The following is a 16764-nucleotide window of genomic DNA, read 5'->3' on the forward strand; positions in this document are numbered from 1 at the left end:
CCCCGCGCCTTCGCCGCACCGCCCGTCTGAAAGAAAGATTCGCCCCATGCGCTTAGCCGAACAAGTCGCCCAGCGGCTGCAAGAATGGATCGGGCAAGGCCAATGGCAGCCCGGCCAGCGCCTGCCCGCCGAGCGCGCGCTGGCGCAGCAATTGGGCGTTTCGCGCCCTTCACTGCGCGAGGCCATCGGGCTGCTGGCCAGCCAGGGCATTCTCAGCACCCGCCGGGGTGACGGCACTTATGTGCAAGCGCCCAGCAACGCCTTTTTGCTGCCCGGCCAGATCGAACCCAAAGCGCCCATCCTCAGCGATCCGGAATACTCCTTCGATGTGCTGGAGGCGCGCGCCGCGCTGGAGAGCAGCACCGCCTGGCTGGCCGCCCAGCGCGCCACCACGGTGGACAAGGAGCGCATCCGCCGCTGTTTCGACGCGATGGTGCGCCACCAGCAAAGCGGCCAAAGCCAGCTCTCGGCGCAAGCCGATGTGCAGTTTCACCTGGCCATTGCCGAGGCTTCGCACAACGTGGTGCTGCTGCGCGTCATGCACAGCCTGTTCGAGCTGCTCTCCAGCACCGTGCTGCAAAGTCGCCGCGCCATTTTTGCCATGAGCGAAGCGCAAACCGCCGAGGCCCTCACCCAGCAGCACTACGCGCTGATGCAGGCCATCATCGAGGGCGATGCCGACGGCGCGCGCCAAGCCATCGAGCAGCACCTGGGCTATGTGCGCGACAGCGTGCACCAGTTGCACGGCAAGACCCGCACCTTGCAGCCCCAACCCGCGTGAGGCCCCGCAGACGCTTCCAGACGCCCCCCTCATACGGCCCCTATTGCTCAGCCCCTATTGACTTTCCCTTCACCCCCTTTAACCCAGAAAGCGAGCGAGCCATGATCATCTCCTCCGCCAGCGACTACCGCGCCGCTGCCCAGCGCCGCCTGCCGCCCTTTTTGTTCCACTACATCGACGGCGGCGCCTACGCCGAGAAAACCCTGCGCCGCAACGTCGAAGACCTGGCCGACATCGCCTTGCGCCAGCGCGTGCTCAAGGACATGAGCGAGCTGGACACCCGCATCGAGCTGTTCGGCGAGCAGCTCGCCCTGCCCGTGGCCCTCTCGCCCGTGGGCCTGACGGGCATGTACGCGCGGCGCGGCGAAGTGCAGGCGGCCAAGGCGGCCTACAACAAAGGCGTGCCCTTTTGCCTCTCCAGCGTCTCCGTCTGCCCCATCGAGGAAGTCACCCCCGCCATCGGGCGGCCCATGTGGTTCCAGCTCTATGTGCTCAAGGATCGCGGCTTCATGAAAAACGCGCTGGAGCGCGCCAAGGCTGCGGGCTGCTCCACGCTGGTTTTCACCGTGGACATGCCCGTGCCCGGCGCGCGCTACCGCGACGCCCACTCCGGCATGAGCGGCCCCAACGCCAAGTGGCGCCGCTACCTGCAAGCCGCGCTGCACCCGCAATGGGCCTGGGACGTGGGCCTGCACGGCAAGCCGCACGATCTGGGCAACATCTCCAAATACACCGGCCGCGTCATCGGCCTGGAGGACTACATCGGCTACCTGGGCGCGAACTTCGACCCCTCCATCTCCTGGAAAGACCTGGAATGGATTCGCGACTTCTGGACGGGGCCGATGGTCATCAAAGGCATTCTCGACCCCGAGGACGCCAAGGACGCCGTGCGCTTTGGCGCGGACGGCATCGTCGTCTCCAACCACGGCGGGCGCCAGCTCGACGGCGTGCTCTCCTCGGCGCGCGCGCTGCCGCCCATTGCCGATGCCGTCAAGGGCCAGATCAAAATCCTGGCCGATTCGGGCATCCGCAACGGCCTGGACGTGGTGCGCATGCTGGCGCTGGGCGCGGACTGCACCATGATCGGCCGCGCCTTCGTCTATGCCCTGGCCGCGCGCGGCCAGGCTGGCGTGGAAAACCTGCTGGACTTGATGCTCAAGGAAATGCGCGTGGCCATGACGCTGACCAGCGTGAAAAACGTGGGCGAAATCACCAGCGACCTGCTGGCGCGCGACGTGGACGCACTGGCGTCAGCGCACACCCCGCAAGCCTCATAAATTTACAATTCAAAGTAAATTCAAAATAACCACCATCATGCCGAAACAAGGCAGTTTTTTATCCTATTGATTTATAAATAAAACAACCCAAGCCTGCGCAGCACAGCGCGCCAGCCAAGGCGCTACACTGCGCACCTTTTGCCGCACTGCCCGCCCCGTGAAGGACAGCCCTTTGCCGGGCGGGCAGCGCTTCATTTGTCCTTGGAGCCTGTCCTCAAAATCCACGCGCCGCGCTCATCCCCGGGATTGGGCGCCCTGCCACGGTTTTGGGGACAAGCGCTTTCTGGCCATCGCACCTTGCAGGAGTGCCCTCATGAAATTTCGCTTCCCCATCGTCATCATTGACGAGGACTACCGCTCCGACAACACCTCCGGCCTGGGCATTCGCGCGCTGGCCGAAGCCATCGAGAAAGAAGGCTTTGAAGTCGTCGGCGCCACCAGCTACGGCGATTTGCGCCAGTTTGCCCAGCAGCAAAGCCGCGCCAGCGCCTTCGTGCTCTCCATCGACGACGAGGAACTGGCCGAAAGCGAAGGCGACCAGGAGGCCGAAGTCATCGCCAAGCTGCGCGACTTCATCGGCGAAGTGCGCCGCCGCAACGACGAAGTGCCCATCTACATCCACGGCGAAACCAAAACCAGCCAGCACCTGCCCAACGACATCCTGCGCGAGCTGCACGGCTTCATCCACATGTTCGAGGACACGCCCGAATTCGTCGCGCGCCACCTCATCCGCGAGGCCAAAAGCTATCTGGAGAGCATCCAGCCGCCGTTTTTCAAGGCCCTGCTCGATTACGCCGACGACGGCTCCTACTCCTGGCACTGCCCCGGCCACTCCGGCGGCGTGGCCTTCCTCAAAAGCCCCATCGGCCAGATGTACCACCAGTTCTACGGCGAAAACATGCTGCGCGCCGACGTGTGCAACGCCGTGGAGGAGCTGGGCCAACTGCTGGACCACAACGGCGCCATTGGCGAGAGCGAGCGCAACGCCGCGCGCATCTTCAATGCCGACCACTGCTTTTTCGTCACCAACGGCACCAGCACGTCCAACAAAATCGTCTGGCACCACAACGTGGCGCCGGGCGACGTGGTGGTGGTGGACCGCAACTGCCACAAGTCCATCCTGCACAGCATCATCATGACCGGGGCGATTCCCGTCTTTCTCAAGCCCACGCGCAACCACTACGGCATCATCGGCCCCATCCCCAAGGATGAGTTCGAGCCCGCCACCATCCGCAAGAAAATCCGCGCCAACCCGCTGCTCCAGGGCGTGGACGCGAAAAAGGTCAAACCCCGCGTGCTGACGCTGACGCAATCGACCTACGACGGTGTGCTCTACAACACCGAAACCATCAAGCAAATGCTCGACGGCTACGTGGACAACCTGCACTTTGACGAAGCCTGGCTGCCCCACGCCGCCTTCAACCCCTTCTATGGCACCTACCACGCCATGGGCCGCAAGCGCCCCCGCCCCAAGACCAGCGTGGTCTATTCCACCCAATCCATCCACAAACTGCTGGCAGGCATCAGCCAGGCCAGCCACGTGCTGGTGCAGGACTCGCAAAAGCAAAAGCTCGACCGGGCCTTGTTCAACGAAGCCTATCTGATGCACACCAGCACCAGCCCGCAATACAGCATCATCGCCAGTTGCGACGTCGCCGCCGCCATGATGGAGCTGCCCGGCGGCCAGGCGCTGGTGGAAGAAAGCCTGCTGGAGGCGCTGGACTTTCGCCGCGCCATGCGCAAGGTGGAAGAAGACTTCGGCAAAAACGACTGGTGGTTCAAAGTCTGGGGGCCGGAAAAACTCGCCGAACACGGCGTGGGCCGCTCGGACGACTGGATCATCCGCGGCAGCGATGACAGCAGCAGCGCCAGCGAAGCCGCGCCCGCCAAGGGCCGCAGCCGCAAAGCCCGCAAGGCTTCGAGCAACTGGCACGGCTTTGGCGACCTGGCCGACGGCTTCAACATGCTCGACCCCATCAAGGCCACCATCGTCACGCCCGGGCTGGATCTGGACGGGCACTTTGCCGACACCGGCATCCCCGCCGCCATCGTCACCAAATTCCTGGCCGAGCACGGCGTGGTGGTGGAGAAAACGGGCCTGTACAGCTTCTTCGTCATGTTCACCATCGGCATCACCAAGGGCCGCTGGAACACGCTGCTGACGGCCCTGCAGCAGTTCAAGGACGACTACGACAAAAACCAGCCGCTGTGGCGCATCATGCCCGAGTTCAGCCACCAGCACCCGCGCTACGAGCGCATGGGCCTGCGCGACTTGTGCCAGCACGTGCACGCGCTCTACGCCAAGTACGACATTGCGCGGCTGACCACGGAGATTTACCTCTCCGACCTCACCCCCGCCATGCGCCCGGCCGATGCCTACGCCCACATCGCGCGCCGCCAGACCGAGCGCGTGCCCATTGACGAGCTGGAAGGGCGCATCACCGTCGGCCTGGTCACCCCCTACCCGCCGGGCATCCCGCTGCTCATCCCCGGCGAAGTGTTCAACCGCAAGATCGTGGACTACCTCAAGTTCGCGCGCGAGTTCGCCACCCAGTTGCCCGGCTTTGAAACCGACATCCACGGCCTGGTAGTGGAAGTGGCGCCCGACGGCAGCAAGCGCTTTTTTGCTGACTGCGTGGCGCAGTAACAGCCTGCCCAAGGTCGTTGGCCCCAAATGCGCCAGACAGCCTGGCGCACCCGGCACTCTCACCCGTCGCGCCCTGCGCAAAGCCTGCCTCACGCAACGCCGCAGGCAGGCACTTCTATCATTCAAAAGTAAAAAAATCACCGAATTTCGGCATGATATGCATAAAATCATTTTTCTTTTGATGTAGAAAATACTCCACCTCAAGCGCCGCCACACCGCCCAAAGTTTCCCCCCGCATTGCCCCTCTCGCCCATGCCCCCTGTGGATTTGCAACCCTTTGCCCAAAGCCCCGACTTTCCCACCGCCTTGCAGCACCTGGTGCGCTACCTGCGCGCCCACGCCACGCGGGCCGACGAGGCCATGCGCGATTTCATCGAGGCGCTCAAGGCCGATGAAGCCGCCTGCGCCCATCTGGCCGTGCTCTACCACCAATGGCTGCAAGGCTGCCGCCTCTCCAACGGGCTGATCCGCACCGGCATCTACTCGCGCCAGGACTTCATGCGCGAACTCAAGCGCCGCATTTACGACCGCCTCAACCCGCCGCCGCACCAGTTGGAGCTGTTCGAGGACGTGCTGCAAACCGTGCTGCGCCCCAGCGATCTGGACTGGCTCAACCAAATCACCCCACGCCAGTGGCTGCGGCTGCACGAGCAGCTGGGCCATGACGAACTCGGCCCGCAAAGCCAGCGCTATGTGCGCGAGCAACTGCTGCGCGGCGCGGAAATGCTGGCGCTGTGGGTGGCAGGCGAAGACCTCAACCCCGATCTGATCCGCCTCAACCCGCGCCTGCTGGAGGTCGATTCCGCCTTTCTCAGCCTGCAACGCGAGGTGCAAAACCTCGTCGAAGCCGTGCGCGCGGGCCAGCCCCTGCCCGATACCGCGCCGCTGGAAGTCATGCTCGACCAAAGCCGCCAACAAGTGGCCCACCTGCGCCGCCTGGGCAACCAAAGCGGCGCCTCGCTGACCACCGCCCACTTGCTGGAGCGGCTGGAGCAAAGCCTGGACCGGCTCGAAGGCATCCTCACCATCCTCACCGGCGAGCGCGAAGAAAGCAGCGCCCGCGCCTGGCTGGTGCAACTGGGGCAAATGCTCAACAGCGGCCTGGAGCAGCGCAGCATCCGCGCCTTCGTGCGCGCCAGCGCGGGCATGCTCAGCAAAAGCATCAGCTCCAGCAAAAGCGCGCATGGCGAGCACTACATCACCACCACCGCCAAAGAGTGGTGGCACATGCTGCGCTCAGCCGCCGGCGCGGGCATCGTCATCGCCCTGATGGCGCTGCTGAAAATCGAGATTGCCCGCTGGCAGCTCGCCCCCCTGTGGAGCACGTTGCTCATCAGCCTGAACTACGGCCTGGGCTTTGTCATCGTCCACCTGCTGGGCTGCACCATCGCCACCAAACAACCGGCCATGACCGCCGCCAGCATGGCCGAGAGCGTGCAGCAAGGCCAAAACAGCCGCAACCTGCCCAAGCATCTGGCAGAGCTGCTCATCAGCGTCAACCGCTCGCAAAGCGTGGCCGTGCTAGGCAACATCAGCCTGGCCATGCTCACCGCCGCGGCGCTGGCCTGGCTGTACCAGCGCCACACCGGCGGCGCTTTGCTCAGCGCTGACGAAGTGGCCTATCAGCTCAAGGCACTGCAACCCATCGCCGCGCTGTGGTATGCCGCCATCGCCGCGCTGTGGCTGTTTTGCGCCGGCATCATCTCCGGCTACTACGACAACCGCGCCGACTACCTGCGCCTGCGCGAGCGCCTGGCCGCCCACCCGGCGCTGCGCTGGCTGGGCCAAGCGCGCCAGCAACGCCTGGCCGATTACCTGCACGCGCACTTTGGCGCGCTGCACGGCAACTTCTACTTCGGCGTGCTGCTGGGCGTCACGCCCTACATCGGCCACCTGCTGCACCTGCCGCTGGACATCCGCCACATCGCCTTCTCCTCGGCCAACCTCAGCTACGCCGCCGGCAGCGCCTCACTGGGCTGGCAGGCGCTGGCGCTGGGCCTGCTGTATGTGCTGATGATTGGCATGGTCAACCTGTGGCTGAGCTTTTTCCTGGCCCTGCGCGTAGCCCTGCGCGCCCGCGAAACCAGCCTGCCCACCCCCAGCCGCCTGCTCGCCGCCCTGGCCCGCCAAATCCGCGCCCAGCCCCGGGCGCTGTTTTTGCCCGTGGCCGCCAAACCAGCCGCGACCAAAGACGCCAAAGAGCCAGTCAGCAAGGAGGCGGAAGAGACTTAGGCATGCCAATTTACCATTCAAAAAGCAAAAAAATTACCTTGTTTTGGCAATTTCAGCATCAAATCAATTTCACTCTGATTTGTAAATTCAAGCACCTGGAAGCGACCCCAACGACGTGAAGGTGCGGCGGTATTGCGGTTATCGGGAGTGCCGCCGCAGACCAGCCCGTTCTGGCGCTGCACACGAACCAGCTTGGCCAAGCGCAGACGCGCTTGGCCAACACTTTTTTGAACCGCCCCTTGCGCCTCAAGCCGCTGGCGCAGCCAGGGCTTTTTGCACGATCTCGCGCACGTCCTTGCTCAGCGGCTCGTGGGCGGCCACGCGCGCGATGGCCGTGCGGGCGGCGGTGCGGTACGGCTCGGCCAGCTTGGCCCAGCGGTCCAGCGCGCGGGCCAGGCGGGCGGCGACCTGGGCGTTGATAGCGTCCAGCGCGATGACTTGCTCGGCCCAGAACTGGTAGCCCGCGCCATCGGCGCGGTGAAAGCCCGCCGGGTTGCCCTGGGCGTAGGCAAAGATCAGGCTGCGCGCGCGGTTGGGGTTGCGCAGCGAGAAGTCGGGGTGCTGCATCAGGCGCTGCACGCGCGCCAGCACGCTGGCGGCTTCGCCCTGCCCTTGCGCGGGCGCGCTGGCTTGCAGTTGGAACCATTTGTCCAACACCAGCGCTTCGCCCTGAAAGACTTGGTGGAAACGCTCCAGCGCGGGTTGGGCCAGCGGGTGGCCGGCCTGCACCAGTGCGCTCAGGGCGTTGAAGCGGTCGGTCATGTTGCCCGCATCCTTGAAGCGCTGGTAGGCCTTGCCGGGCCAGACGGCATCGCCCGTGCGGCGCGCATCGCGCACCAACATGGCCAGGGCTTTGCCGGCCAGCGCGCGGCGGCCGGCGCTGTGGGCGTCTGGCTGGTAGGCGCCGGTGTCGTGATGTTGCTCCCACACGGTTTGCCACTGGGCATGCAGGGCCTGGGCCAGATGGTCTTGCAGCGCCTCGCGCACGGCGTGGATGCGTTGGGGATCAACGCTATCGAGCTGCTCGGCGATGTAGCCCTCGCTGGGCAGGGTGAGCACCAAGTCCTTGAAGGCGGCATCGAGCTGCGCATCAGCCAGCAAGTGGCGCAGCGCGGCCAGGTAGCGCTCAGGCAGACGCGGTGCGGCCTGCGCATCGCCATCGGCCAAGGCTTGCACGATGATGCGCTGCGCCCATTGCTGGCTGGCCTCCCAGCGGTTGAAAGGGTCGCTGTCGTGTTGCAACAAGGTTTCCAGCGCGTCGTCGTCCAGGTTTTGGTGCAGCACCACGGGGGCGCTGAAGCCGCGCAGCAGCGAGGGCACGGGCGACTCGCCCACCTGGGTGAAGACAAAGCTCTGCTGGCCCTCGTGCAGCACCAAGGTGGCCTCCAGCCCCAGCTCTTGCACGCCTTGTTCGCTCTGCAACTGCAAGGGCAGCGCCGCGCCATTGCGGCCCAACAGCCCAAGGCGCACGGGGATGATGAGCGGGTGCTTCTCATCCTGGCCCGGCGTGGGCGGGGTGGTTTGCGTCAGCGTCAGGGTGTAGGTCTGGGCTGCGGCGTCGTAGCGGCCCTCGGCCTGCACCTGGGGCGTGCCGGCCTGGCTGTACCAGCGCTTGAACTGCGCCAGATGCGTCGCCAGAGCGCTATCGGGGTTGGCATCGGCAATGGCCTGGGCGAAGTCGTCGCAGGTGACTGCCTGGCCGTCGTGGCGCTCGAAGTACAGCGCCATGCCTTTGCGAAAGCCCGCCTCGCCCACCAGGGTGTGCATCATGCGCACCACTTCGGCGCCCTTTTCGTAAATGGTCAGGGTGTAGAAGTTGTTGATTTCCTGGTAGCTGTCGGGCCGCACGGGGTGGGCCATGGGGCCGGCATCCTCGGCAAACTGCATGGTACGCAGCAGGCGTACGTCCTCGATGCGCTTGACGGCGCGGGCGCTGGCGCTGCCGGCCATGTCCATGGAGAACTCCTGGTCGCGAAACACCGTCAGCCCCTCTTTGAGCGAGAGCTGGAACCAGTCGCGGCAGGTGATGCGGTTGCCCGTCCAGTTGTGGAAGTATTCGTGGCCGATCACGCTTTCCACGTTGGCGAAGTCCTGATCGGTGGCCGTGGCCTGGCTGGCCAGCACGAACTTGGTGTTGAAGATGTTCAGGCCCTTGTTCTCCATCGCGCCCATGTTGAAGTCGCTGGTGGCGACGACCATGAAGCGCTCCAGATCCAGGTGCAGGCCAAAGCGGGTTTCATCCCAGGCGATGCTGGCCATGAGCGAGCGCATTGCGTGCTCGGTTTTTTCCAGATCGCCCGCTCGCACGTAAATCTGCAACAAATGCTCGCGCCCGTCGCGCGCGGTGATGCGTTGCTCGCGCGCCACCAGTGGCCCGGCCACCAGCGCAAACAAATAGCTGGGCTTTTTGAACGGATCGCTCCAGCGGGCGAAGTGGCGGCCATCCTCCAGATCGCCTTGCTCGACCAGATTGCCGTTGGAGAGCAACACGGGGTAGGCCGCCTTGTCGGCGCGCAGCGTGACGGTGTACACGCTCATCACATCGGGCCGGTCCAGAAAGTAGGTGATGCGGCGAAAGCCCTCGGCCTCGCATTGCGTGAAAAACGTGCCCTGGCTGACGTACAGGCCCGAGAGCTGGGTGTTTTTCTCCGGCTGACAGGTGGTGAAGATCTCCAGATCAAAAGGCGCATCCCCTTCGGGCAGGTTGGAGAGCACCAGTTGCCCATGCTCCAGTTTGAAAGACGCGCCCTGCCCATTGACCAATACGCGCGCGAGGTTCAGCGCTTCGCCATCCAGGCGCAGCGGCTGCGCGGGCACCGCCATATTGCGGCGCACCTGCATTTTGTTGAGCACGCGCGTCTTGGCGGGGTCCAGATCGAAGGTCAATGCAACGCTATCGATCCAGAACGCAGGCGGCTGGTAATCCTCGCGGTGCACCGTCGTCGCGTCTGTCGCTTCACGCGCCTGCTGTGGCGCGTCAGCGGGCAAAGTTTCTGGCGTTGGGGTTGTGTCGGTCATGGTGTAGGGACGGCAGCGGCCTCAAGCGCGGCAAGCCAGAGGCCAAACAAAAACAACGCCGCTCGGCGGCGGCGGAAAGCAATGCGGTCGATTATGCCAATGCATTGGCAAAGAACCCGCCGCCGCTCTCCGCAAGGCAGACAAGAAAGCGGATGGGCGCGATCTGCGACGCGGCAAAGCGCGTGCTATAAACCGGCGATTTATAGCCATCGCTATACATCAACCTCTCACTGTTTTATTTCAGCCAGCTCTGCAGCCATGGACTTGAAAATCACCCGCGCCGTCAACTGGAACCAACTCGAAGACCCCATGGATCTGACCATGTGGAACCGCGTCACAGGCAACTTCTGGCTGCCGGAAAAAGTGCCGCTGTCCAACGATCTGCCCTCCTGGCGCACGCTCACCGAGCAGGAACAGCGCACCACCATGCACGTCTTCACCGGCCTGACCATGCTCGACACCGTGCAAGCGGCCGTAGGCGCGCCGCGCATGATTGCCGATGCGCAAACCCAGCACGAAGAAGCCGTATTCGCCAACTTCACCTTCATGGAGGCGGTGCACGCGCGCAGCTACAGCTCGATCTTCTCAACCCTGTGCAGCACGCAGGAGATCGACGCCGCCTTCCGCTGGAGTGAGGAAAACCCCTGGCTGCAGGAGAAGGCCGCCATCATCGCGCGCGCCTACCGGGGCGACGACCCGCTCAAGGTCAAGATCCTGTCCGTGCTGATGGAGTCGTATTTGTTCTACAGCGGCTTCTTCTGCCCCTTCTACTGGGCCAGCAAAGGCAAGTTGACCAACACGGCCGACCTGATCCGCCTGATCCTGCGCGATGAGGTCTGCCACGGGTACTACATCGGCTATAAATTCCAGCAGCAGTACCAGCGCCAGCCATTGCCCCGACAGGAACAGCTGCAGCGCTTCACTTACGACACGCTGCAAACGCTAATGGCCAACGAGTACCGCTACGCCGCCGATTTGTACGACCCGCTGGGCTGGACCGAGGACGTCAAGCACTACATGCACTACAACGCCAACAAGGCGCTGATGAACCTGGGCTTCGAAGCGCTCTACCCCAAAGAGCGCTGCCAGGCGCCCGCCGCCATCCTCGCCGCGCTCGACCCCGGCGCCAACGAAAACCACGACTTCTTCTCCGGCTCCGGCTCGTCCTACGTCATCGGCAAAACCGAAGTGACCGCAGACGAAGATTGGGCCTTTTAGCCGCCTTTTCGTCACCTGTTCGCGCGCCAGACAAAACCAGCCACTGATGCATGGATAGGGACGACGGGCGCTGACGCAACAACAGGCGGGTGGTACATTGCCAGCCCTTTTTTTGGCTCCCCCCTGCTGCACATCCATGAAACAAGTGATGGAATCCTTCTGGCGCGCGCTACTCGACAGTTTCAGCCCGCGCGTAGTGGCCCTGTCCCTTTTGCCCCTGGGCGTCATCATCGTCAGCGCCCTGTTGCTGGGCTATTTTTATTGGCACACCGCAGTAGCAGGCGTCGGCGCCTGGATGGAAGCCAGCCGCGTGTGGCTCTGGATCAATGGCCAGCTCTCCCAACTCGGCCTGCCCCCCACCAGCGATTGGCTGGCGCCGGTTTTGGTGGTGGCCATGGTCACACCTGTGCTTATCATCACCAGCCTCCTGCTGGTGACCATGTTCATGACCCCGGCCATGGCCAAGGACGTCGCCCGGCGGCGCTTTCCCGAGCTGGAGAGCCGGGGCCGCCCCTCTTTTCTGCATAGCCTGGCCTGGTCTTGTATCTCCACGGCCTTGGCCGTACTGGCACTGATTGCCAGCTCGCCGCTGTGGCTCATCCCCCCGCTGGCACTGGTATTGCCGCCGCTGATTTGGGGTTGGTTGGCCTATCGCGTGCTCAGCTTCGATGTGCTGGCCCAGCACGCCAACGCCAGCGAACGCCAGTGGATCCTGCAGCAACACCGCTGGCCGCTATTGCTGCTGGGGGTGCTGTGCGGCTTTCTGGGCGCAGCGCCTAGCGTGCTGTGGGCTTCCGGCGTGCTGTTTGCCGTCGCCTTCCCGGTTCTGGTGCCTGTGGCCGTGTGGCTATTCACTTGGGTCTTTGCCTTGACTTCACTGTGGTATGCCCATTACTGCCTGGAAGCCCTCGCCCGCCTGCGCGGCGGGCAAGCGGGGGCAGCGCCTGTTTCGCCGCTACCACTGCCTCAGCCGCCTGCCTCTCCCGCAGAATCTGCCAGTCCTGTCGCGGCCCTGCCCCATAGCGCGGTGAATGGGGCTTCAGTGGCCCCCCAGCCACCATGCACCAACAAGTCAGACCCCTCGGCGTTGCCATCCTGCATGACGAAAGATGGCGCACCGTCTGCAACAGACAACACCTCCCCGGCGGCGAACCCATCGTCACCTTCCTCCGATAGCAGCTCCTCCTCGGATTCAGGCTCGTCTTCCAGCGATTGAGGGCCGCCGCAGGGGGGGTGGCCCTAGATAGAATCCGCCCCCATGCAAAACATCAAACAAGAACTATTGGCCGGACTGGCCAGCGTGCTCGAAAACCTTTCCTCGGGCGCAGGCGCCAAAGCGGCCTTTGAGCTGCCGCGCCAAAGCGAACATGGCGATTGGGCCATTACCGCCGCCATGCAATTGGCCAAGCCCCTGAAGCAAAACCCGCGCGCCTTGGGCGAACAGATCAAGGCCGCTCTGGAGGCGCTGCCGCCCTACCAGCAATGGGTGGCTGCCATTGAGCTGGCAGGCCCGGGCTTTTTGAACCTGCGCCTCAAGCCCGAAGCCAAGCAACAAGTCGTGCGCGACGTTCTGCAAGCGGGCGCATCGTTTGGCTCCCAGCCCGCCCGCGCAGACAAGGTGATGGTGGAATTCGTCTCGGCCAATCCCACCGGCCCTCTGCACGTCGGTCATGGCCGCCAGGCGGCGCTGGGCGACGCCATTTGCAACCTGCTCGCCACACAGGGCTGGCAAGTGCACCGGGAGTTTTATTACAACGATGCCGGCGTGCAAATCGCCACCCTGGCTCAATCGGTGCAAGCGCGCGCCAAGGGCCTGAAGCCCGGCGATGCCGATTGGCCCGAGGCCGCCTACAACGGCGACTACATTGCCGACATCGCCCAGGACTTTCTGGATCGAAAAACCGTCCACGCCGATGACCGCGCCTTCACGGCCAGCGGCGACATGCAAGACCTGGACAACATCCGCCAGTTCGCCGTGGCCTATCTGCGCAACGAGCAGGACAAGGACTTGCAGGCCTTCCGCCTGAAATTCGACCACTACTACCTGGAAAGCAGCCTGTACGCCGACGGCCGCGTAGCACGCACCGTGCAGCGCCTGATCGACCAAGGCCACACCTACGAGGAAGGCGGCGCGCTGTGGCTGCGCACCACCGATTTCGGCGACGACAAAGACCGCGTCATGCGCAAGCAAGACGGCGGCTACACCTACTTCGTGCCCGACGTGGCCTACCACCAGGCCAAGTGGGAGCGCGGCTTTACCAAGGCCATCAACATCCAGGGCACCGACCACCACGGCACCATCGCCCGCGTGCGCGCCGGCCTGCAGGGGCTGGAGGCCGGCATCCCCAAAGGCTACCCCGACTACGTGCTGCACACCATGGTGCGCGTGGTGCGCGGCGGCGAGGAGGTCAAGATCAGCAAGCGCGCCGGCAGCTACGTCACGCTGCGCGACTTGATCGAGTGGACGAGTGCCGATGCCGTGCGCTTTTTCCTGCTCTCGCGCAAGCCCGATACCGAATACACCTTCGATGTCGATCTGGCCGTACAGAAAAACAACGACAACCCCGTGTACTACGTGCAATACGCGCACGCGCGCATTTGCTCCGTGCTGGCCGCCTGGGCCGAGCAAGGCGGCGATGTGGCCACCCTCAAGGACGTGAGCCTGGCCGCGCTGGACACCCCCGCCGCCCAAGCCCTGCTGCTGCAACTGGCCAAATACCCCGACATGCTCAGCGCCGCAGCGCGCGACTTCGCCCCGCACGACGTCAGCTTCTACCTGCGCGATCTGGCCGCCAGCTACCACAGCTATTACGACGCCGAGCGCATTTTGGTGGAAGACGAAGCGGTTAAACTGGCCCGGCTTGCGCTCATCGCAGCCACCGCCCAGGTGCTGCGCAACGGCTTGGCCGTGCTGGGCGTCTCGGCCCCCGAGCGCATGTAACCCACGCCCCCGAGAGAGAACCCCCTTCACCTGACCATGAACACCATGCGCCCCCCCAGCACCGCTCCAACAGGCATCGGCAGGCAGCGCGGCGGCACCATCGCCGGCATCCTGATCGGGCTGACCATCGGCTTTGCCATCGCCATTGGTGTGGCGCTGTACATCTCGCGCATGCCCCTGCCCTTCATCAACACCAGCGCCAATACCCGGCCCTCGGCACTGGACTCGACCGAGCAAGAGCGCAATCGCACCTGGAACCCCAACGCCTCCCTGAGCAGCCGCACCGGCGCGGCATCCGCGCCTGCTGCCCCCGCGCCAAGCACGGCGCGCCCCAAGCGCCCGCCCGAGCCGGAAGCCCCGCCCGTCGAGCCAGAGCCCCCCTCCGAAGTCGTCGCCGTGGCGCCACCGCGCGCCACCCCGTCCGACCCGCTGGGCGAGCTGGCCGCCAAAGTCGGCAACCGCCCGGCGCCCACCGAGCCGACCCAAGCGCCTGCCGCCCCGCCCGCTTCGACTGACACCTACCAATACTTCGTGCAAGCGGGCGCCTACCGCTCGCGCGCCGACGCCGACGCGCAACGCGCCCGTCTGGCGATGAACGGTTGGGACGCCCGCATCACCAGCCGCGAGCAACAAGGCCAAACCATTTACCGCGTGCGCGTAGGCCCCTTCGGCAAAAGCCAGGATGCCGCCAACATCAAACGGCAGTTTGACCTGCAAGGCTTTGACTCCGCCGTTGTGCGCCAATCGCGCTGAGCGCCTCGGCCCCCAGGCGCTACGCAATCCGGCGATGGTTTTACGCTGAGGTTTTGAAATTCGGTCGTCTTTTCTCAACCTGAAAGGAGCACTTCATGACTGCCATCCGTCACGTTTTTGCCGCTGCAAGCGCCGTATGCGCCTTCGCGTTCGCCGCTGGCCTGCCCTTGGCCCAGGCCCAGGCCCAAGCTCAAAACAGACATGCAGCCAGCGCCTATGCCGTCTGTGAAGACGGGCAGCAAGACCGCGCCGCCTGCCGCCGCGAAATCGGCGCTGTGCGCCAGCGCGCTCCGCAAGACCCCGCCTCCGCCGACTTCCAGCAAAACGCCCTGCGCCGCTGCCAGGCCCACGGCCACCACAGCGAAGCCCGCCAGGCCTGCGAGGAGCGCGTGCGCCGTGGCCAGCACACCCATATGCACGGCAGCGTCATGGGCGGGGGCGTGCTGTATGAGCACCAATCCGGCCCTGGCGCGCAGTAAACGCCTGCTCAAAGGCCCTTAGCGGTTTTGGTGTTCCGCGCCGTCGTGCAATGCATTGCCCAAGCGCATCCCAACCAATCGGCAGGCCCGCAAAAAGCGGCCTGCCCCTGCGCCGGGCAGAATGCGCGCGGCGCTTCTCCCTTTCCTTATTTCGTTTCCCCATTTCCTTTCCCCACGCCTGAACGGCTGGCCGCCTGCGCTGGCCCTGCCGTTTCAGCCCCTCTCCTGCATGGATTTGTCACGTGATCGACTCCAAACTCCTTGAACTGTTGGTCTGCCCCGTCACCAAAGGCAGCCTGCGCTACGACCGCGAGCGCCAAGAGCTGATCTCCCTCAGCGCCCGCCTGGCCTATCCCATCCGCGACGGCATCCCCATCCTGCTGGAAAACGAAGCCCGCCCGCTGGAGGAGCGGGAGTTGGAGCAGCAGACTTGAATCCCTTACCCCGCCTCAACGAAAAGCACATTATTTACAAATCAAAAAGAAACAAAATATCCTTTTTTCGGCATAATTCGAATCAAATCAATTTTCCAATTGATCGATAAGTAAACACACCCACCCCATGCCCTTTACGGTTCTCATCCCCGCCCGCATGGCTTCTGGCCGCCTGCCGGACAAACCCCTGGCCGACATCGGCGGCCTGCCCATGGTGGTGCGCGTGGCGCGCCAGGCCCAGCAAAGCCAGGCGCAAACCGTCGTTGTCGCCGCCGATGACGAGCGCATCGCGCGCGCCTGTGCGCACTACGACATCGCCTGCGTGATGACCCGGCCAGAGCATCCCAGCGGCAGCGATCGCCTGGCCGAAGCCGTCGACATCCTGGGCCTGGACGACCAAGCCCTGGTGGTCAACGTGCAAGGCGATGAGCCATTCATCCCGCCCGCGCTGATTGACGCGACGGCGCACGCGCTGGCCACCCACGCCCACGCCGTCATGGGCACTGCCGCCCACCCCATTGAGCGGCTGGAGGAGTTCACCAGCCCGCACGTCGTCAAACTCGTGCTCAACGGCCAAGGCGATGCGCAGTATTTCAGCCGCGCGCCCATCCCCTGCTACCGCGACGCGCAGCAGGGCAACTGGTGGCAAGGCGAGGACGTGCAGCCGCTGCACCGCCCCCTGCGCCACATCGGCATTTACAGCTACCGCGCGGGCTTTTTGCGCCGTTTTCCCACGCTGGCCGCCGCCCCGACCGAGCGCACCGAATCGCTGGAGCAACTCAGAGCGCTCTGGCACGGCTACCGCATTGCCGTGCATCTTGCGCAGCAAGCGCCCCCGGCCGGGGTAGATACCCCGGAAGATTTGCAGCGGGCACGCCAATGGGCGGCCACGCGCTCGCCTTGAAGGCTTTGGTTGGCATATTTACCAACCAAAGACAAGAAAATACCCCTACTTCGGCAATCCTCTATTCAATACGAATTTTC

At 64.4% G+C, this 16764-nt stretch carries 13 protein-coding genes; 11 read left to right on the forward strand and 2 right to left on the reverse strand.

Translation table 11 applies throughout. From position 1 onward, the window contains the following. Positions 1-46: 46 nt before the first annotated feature. The 4 genes from lldR (at position 47) to EBQ26_RS00655 (ending at position 6937) form a co-directional block, all read left to right on the forward strand. Positions 47-781 (forward strand): transcriptional regulator LldR, encoded by a 735-nt coding sequence (lldR, locus tag EBQ26_RS00640; RefSeq protein WP_122237096.1) that lies wholly within the window; start codon positions 47-49, stop codon positions 779-781. Positions 782-882: 101 nt separating this feature from the next. Then, positions 883-2058 carry an FMN-dependent L-lactate dehydrogenase LldD gene (gene lldD, locus EBQ26_RS00645; protein ID WP_122237097.1) on the forward strand — a complete coding sequence of 392 codons (1176 nt, stop codon included), beginning with the start codon at positions 883-885 and terminating at the stop codon, positions 2056-2058. A 313-nt stretch (positions 2059-2371) separates the two neighbouring features. Beyond that, entirely contained in the window at positions 2372-4705 is a 2334-nt protein-coding gene (locus EBQ26_RS00650; RefSeq protein WP_122237098.1) for an arginine/lysine/ornithine decarboxylase, read from the forward strand. A gap of 252 nt (positions 4706-4957) precedes the next feature. Continuing rightward, a complete protein-coding gene (locus EBQ26_RS00655) occupies positions 4958-6937 on the forward strand; it encodes a recombinase (RefSeq protein WP_122237099.1) in 1980 nt (659 codons plus the stop codon). 17 nt (positions 6938-6954) lie between these two features. Here EBQ26_RS00655 and EBQ26_RS12510 read toward each other — a convergent pair whose 3' ends face one another. Both EBQ26_RS12510 and pepN read right to left on the reverse strand, forming a co-directional pair. Then, the gene (locus tag EBQ26_RS12510; protein ID WP_147473965.1) at positions 6955-7137 is read right to left on the reverse strand and encodes a hypothetical protein; all 183 of its coding nucleotides are present in this window, start codon (positions 7135-7137) and stop codon (positions 6955-6957) included. 46 nt (positions 7138-7183) lie between these two features. Further along, entirely contained in the window at positions 7184-9955 is a 2772-nt protein-coding gene (pepN, locus tag EBQ26_RS00660) for an aminopeptidase N (RefSeq protein ID WP_122237100.1), read from the reverse strand. A 258-nt stretch (positions 9956-10213) separates the two neighbouring features. On the opposite strand from pepN, the gene nrdF reads away from it, so the two are divergent. The 7 genes from nrdF (at position 10214) to kdsB (ending at position 16684) form a co-directional block, all read left to right on the forward strand. Continuing rightward, a complete protein-coding gene (nrdF, locus tag EBQ26_RS00665; RefSeq protein ID WP_122237101.1) occupies positions 10214-11173 on the forward strand; it encodes a class 1b ribonucleoside-diphosphate reductase subunit beta in 960 nt (319 codons plus the stop codon). Between the two features lie 136 nt (positions 11174-11309). Beyond that, positions 11310-12389, forward strand: a complete 1080-nt coding sequence (locus EBQ26_RS00670; protein WP_122237102.1) for an EI24 domain-containing protein — start codon at positions 11310-11312, stop codon at positions 12387-12389. Between the two features lie 42 nt (positions 12390-12431). After that, entirely contained in the window at positions 12432-14114 is a 1683-nt protein-coding gene (gene argS / locus EBQ26_RS00675; protein ID WP_122237103.1) for an arginine--tRNA ligase, read from the forward strand. Positions 14115-14150: 36 nt separating this feature from the next. Beyond that, positions 14151-14867, forward strand: a complete 717-nt coding sequence (locus EBQ26_RS00680; protein WP_238944038.1) for an SPOR domain-containing protein — start codon at positions 14151-14153, stop codon at positions 14865-14867. Between the two features lie 95 nt (positions 14868-14962). After that, positions 14963-15346, forward strand: coding sequence for a hypothetical protein (locus tag EBQ26_RS00685; RefSeq protein WP_122237104.1), 384 nt, complete (start codon positions 14963-14965; stop codon positions 15344-15346). 245 nt (positions 15347-15591) lie between these two features. Then, positions 15592-15780: a Trm112 family protein gene (locus EBQ26_RS00690; protein ID WP_122237274.1), complete on the forward strand. Its 189-nt coding sequence runs from the start codon at positions 15592-15594 to the stop codon at positions 15778-15780. 127 nt (positions 15781-15907) lie between these two features. Continuing rightward, positions 15908-16684 carry a 3-deoxy-manno-octulosonate cytidylyltransferase gene (gene kdsB / locus EBQ26_RS00695; protein WP_122237105.1) on the forward strand — a complete coding sequence of 259 codons (777 nt, stop codon included), beginning with the start codon at positions 15908-15910 and terminating at the stop codon, positions 16682-16684. The last annotated feature ends 80 nt before the right edge of the window (positions 16685-16764 follow it).

The organism is Allofranklinella schreckenbergeri, assembly GCF_003703475.1.
Taxonomy (GTDB): domain Bacteria; phylum Pseudomonadota; class Gammaproteobacteria; order Burkholderiales; family Burkholderiaceae_C; genus Lampropedia; species Lampropedia schreckenbergeri.

Coding starts and splice junctions, on each gene's coding strand:
- lldR (WP_122237096.1), top strand. CDS start 47: ATGCGCTTAGCCGAACAAGTCGCCCAGCGGCTGCAAGAATGGATCGGG.
- lldD (WP_122237097.1), top strand. CDS start 883: ATGATCATCTCCTCCGCCAGCGACTACCGCGCCGCTGCCCAGCGCCGC.
- EBQ26_RS00650 (WP_122237098.1), top strand. CDS start 2,372: ATGAAATTTCGCTTCCCCATCGTCATCATTGACGAGGACTACCGCTCC.
- EBQ26_RS00655 (WP_122237099.1), top strand. CDS start 4,958: ATGCCCCCTGTGGATTTGCAACCCTTTGCCCAAAGCCCCGACTTTCCC.
- pepN (WP_122237100.1), bottom strand. CDS start 9,955: ATGACCGACACAACCCCAACGCCAGAAACTTTGCCCGCTGACGCGCCA.
- nrdF (WP_122237101.1), top strand. CDS start 10,214: ATGGACTTGAAAATCACCCGCGCCGTCAACTGGAACCAACTCGAAGAC.
- EBQ26_RS00670 (WP_122237102.1), top strand. CDS start 11,310: ATGAAACAAGTGATGGAATCCTTCTGGCGCGCGCTACTCGACAGTTTC.
- argS (WP_122237103.1), top strand. CDS start 12,432: ATGCAAAACATCAAACAAGAACTATTGGCCGGACTGGCCAGCGTGCTC.
- EBQ26_RS00680 (WP_238944038.1), top strand. CDS start 14,151: ATGAACACCATGCGCCCCCCCAGCACCGCTCCAACAGGCATCGGCAGG.
- EBQ26_RS00685 (WP_122237104.1), top strand. CDS start 14,963: ATGACTGCCATCCGTCACGTTTTTGCCGCTGCAAGCGCCGTATGCGCC.
- kdsB (WP_122237105.1), top strand. CDS start 15,908: ATGCCCTTTACGGTTCTCATCCCCGCCCGCATGGCTTCTGGCCGCCTG.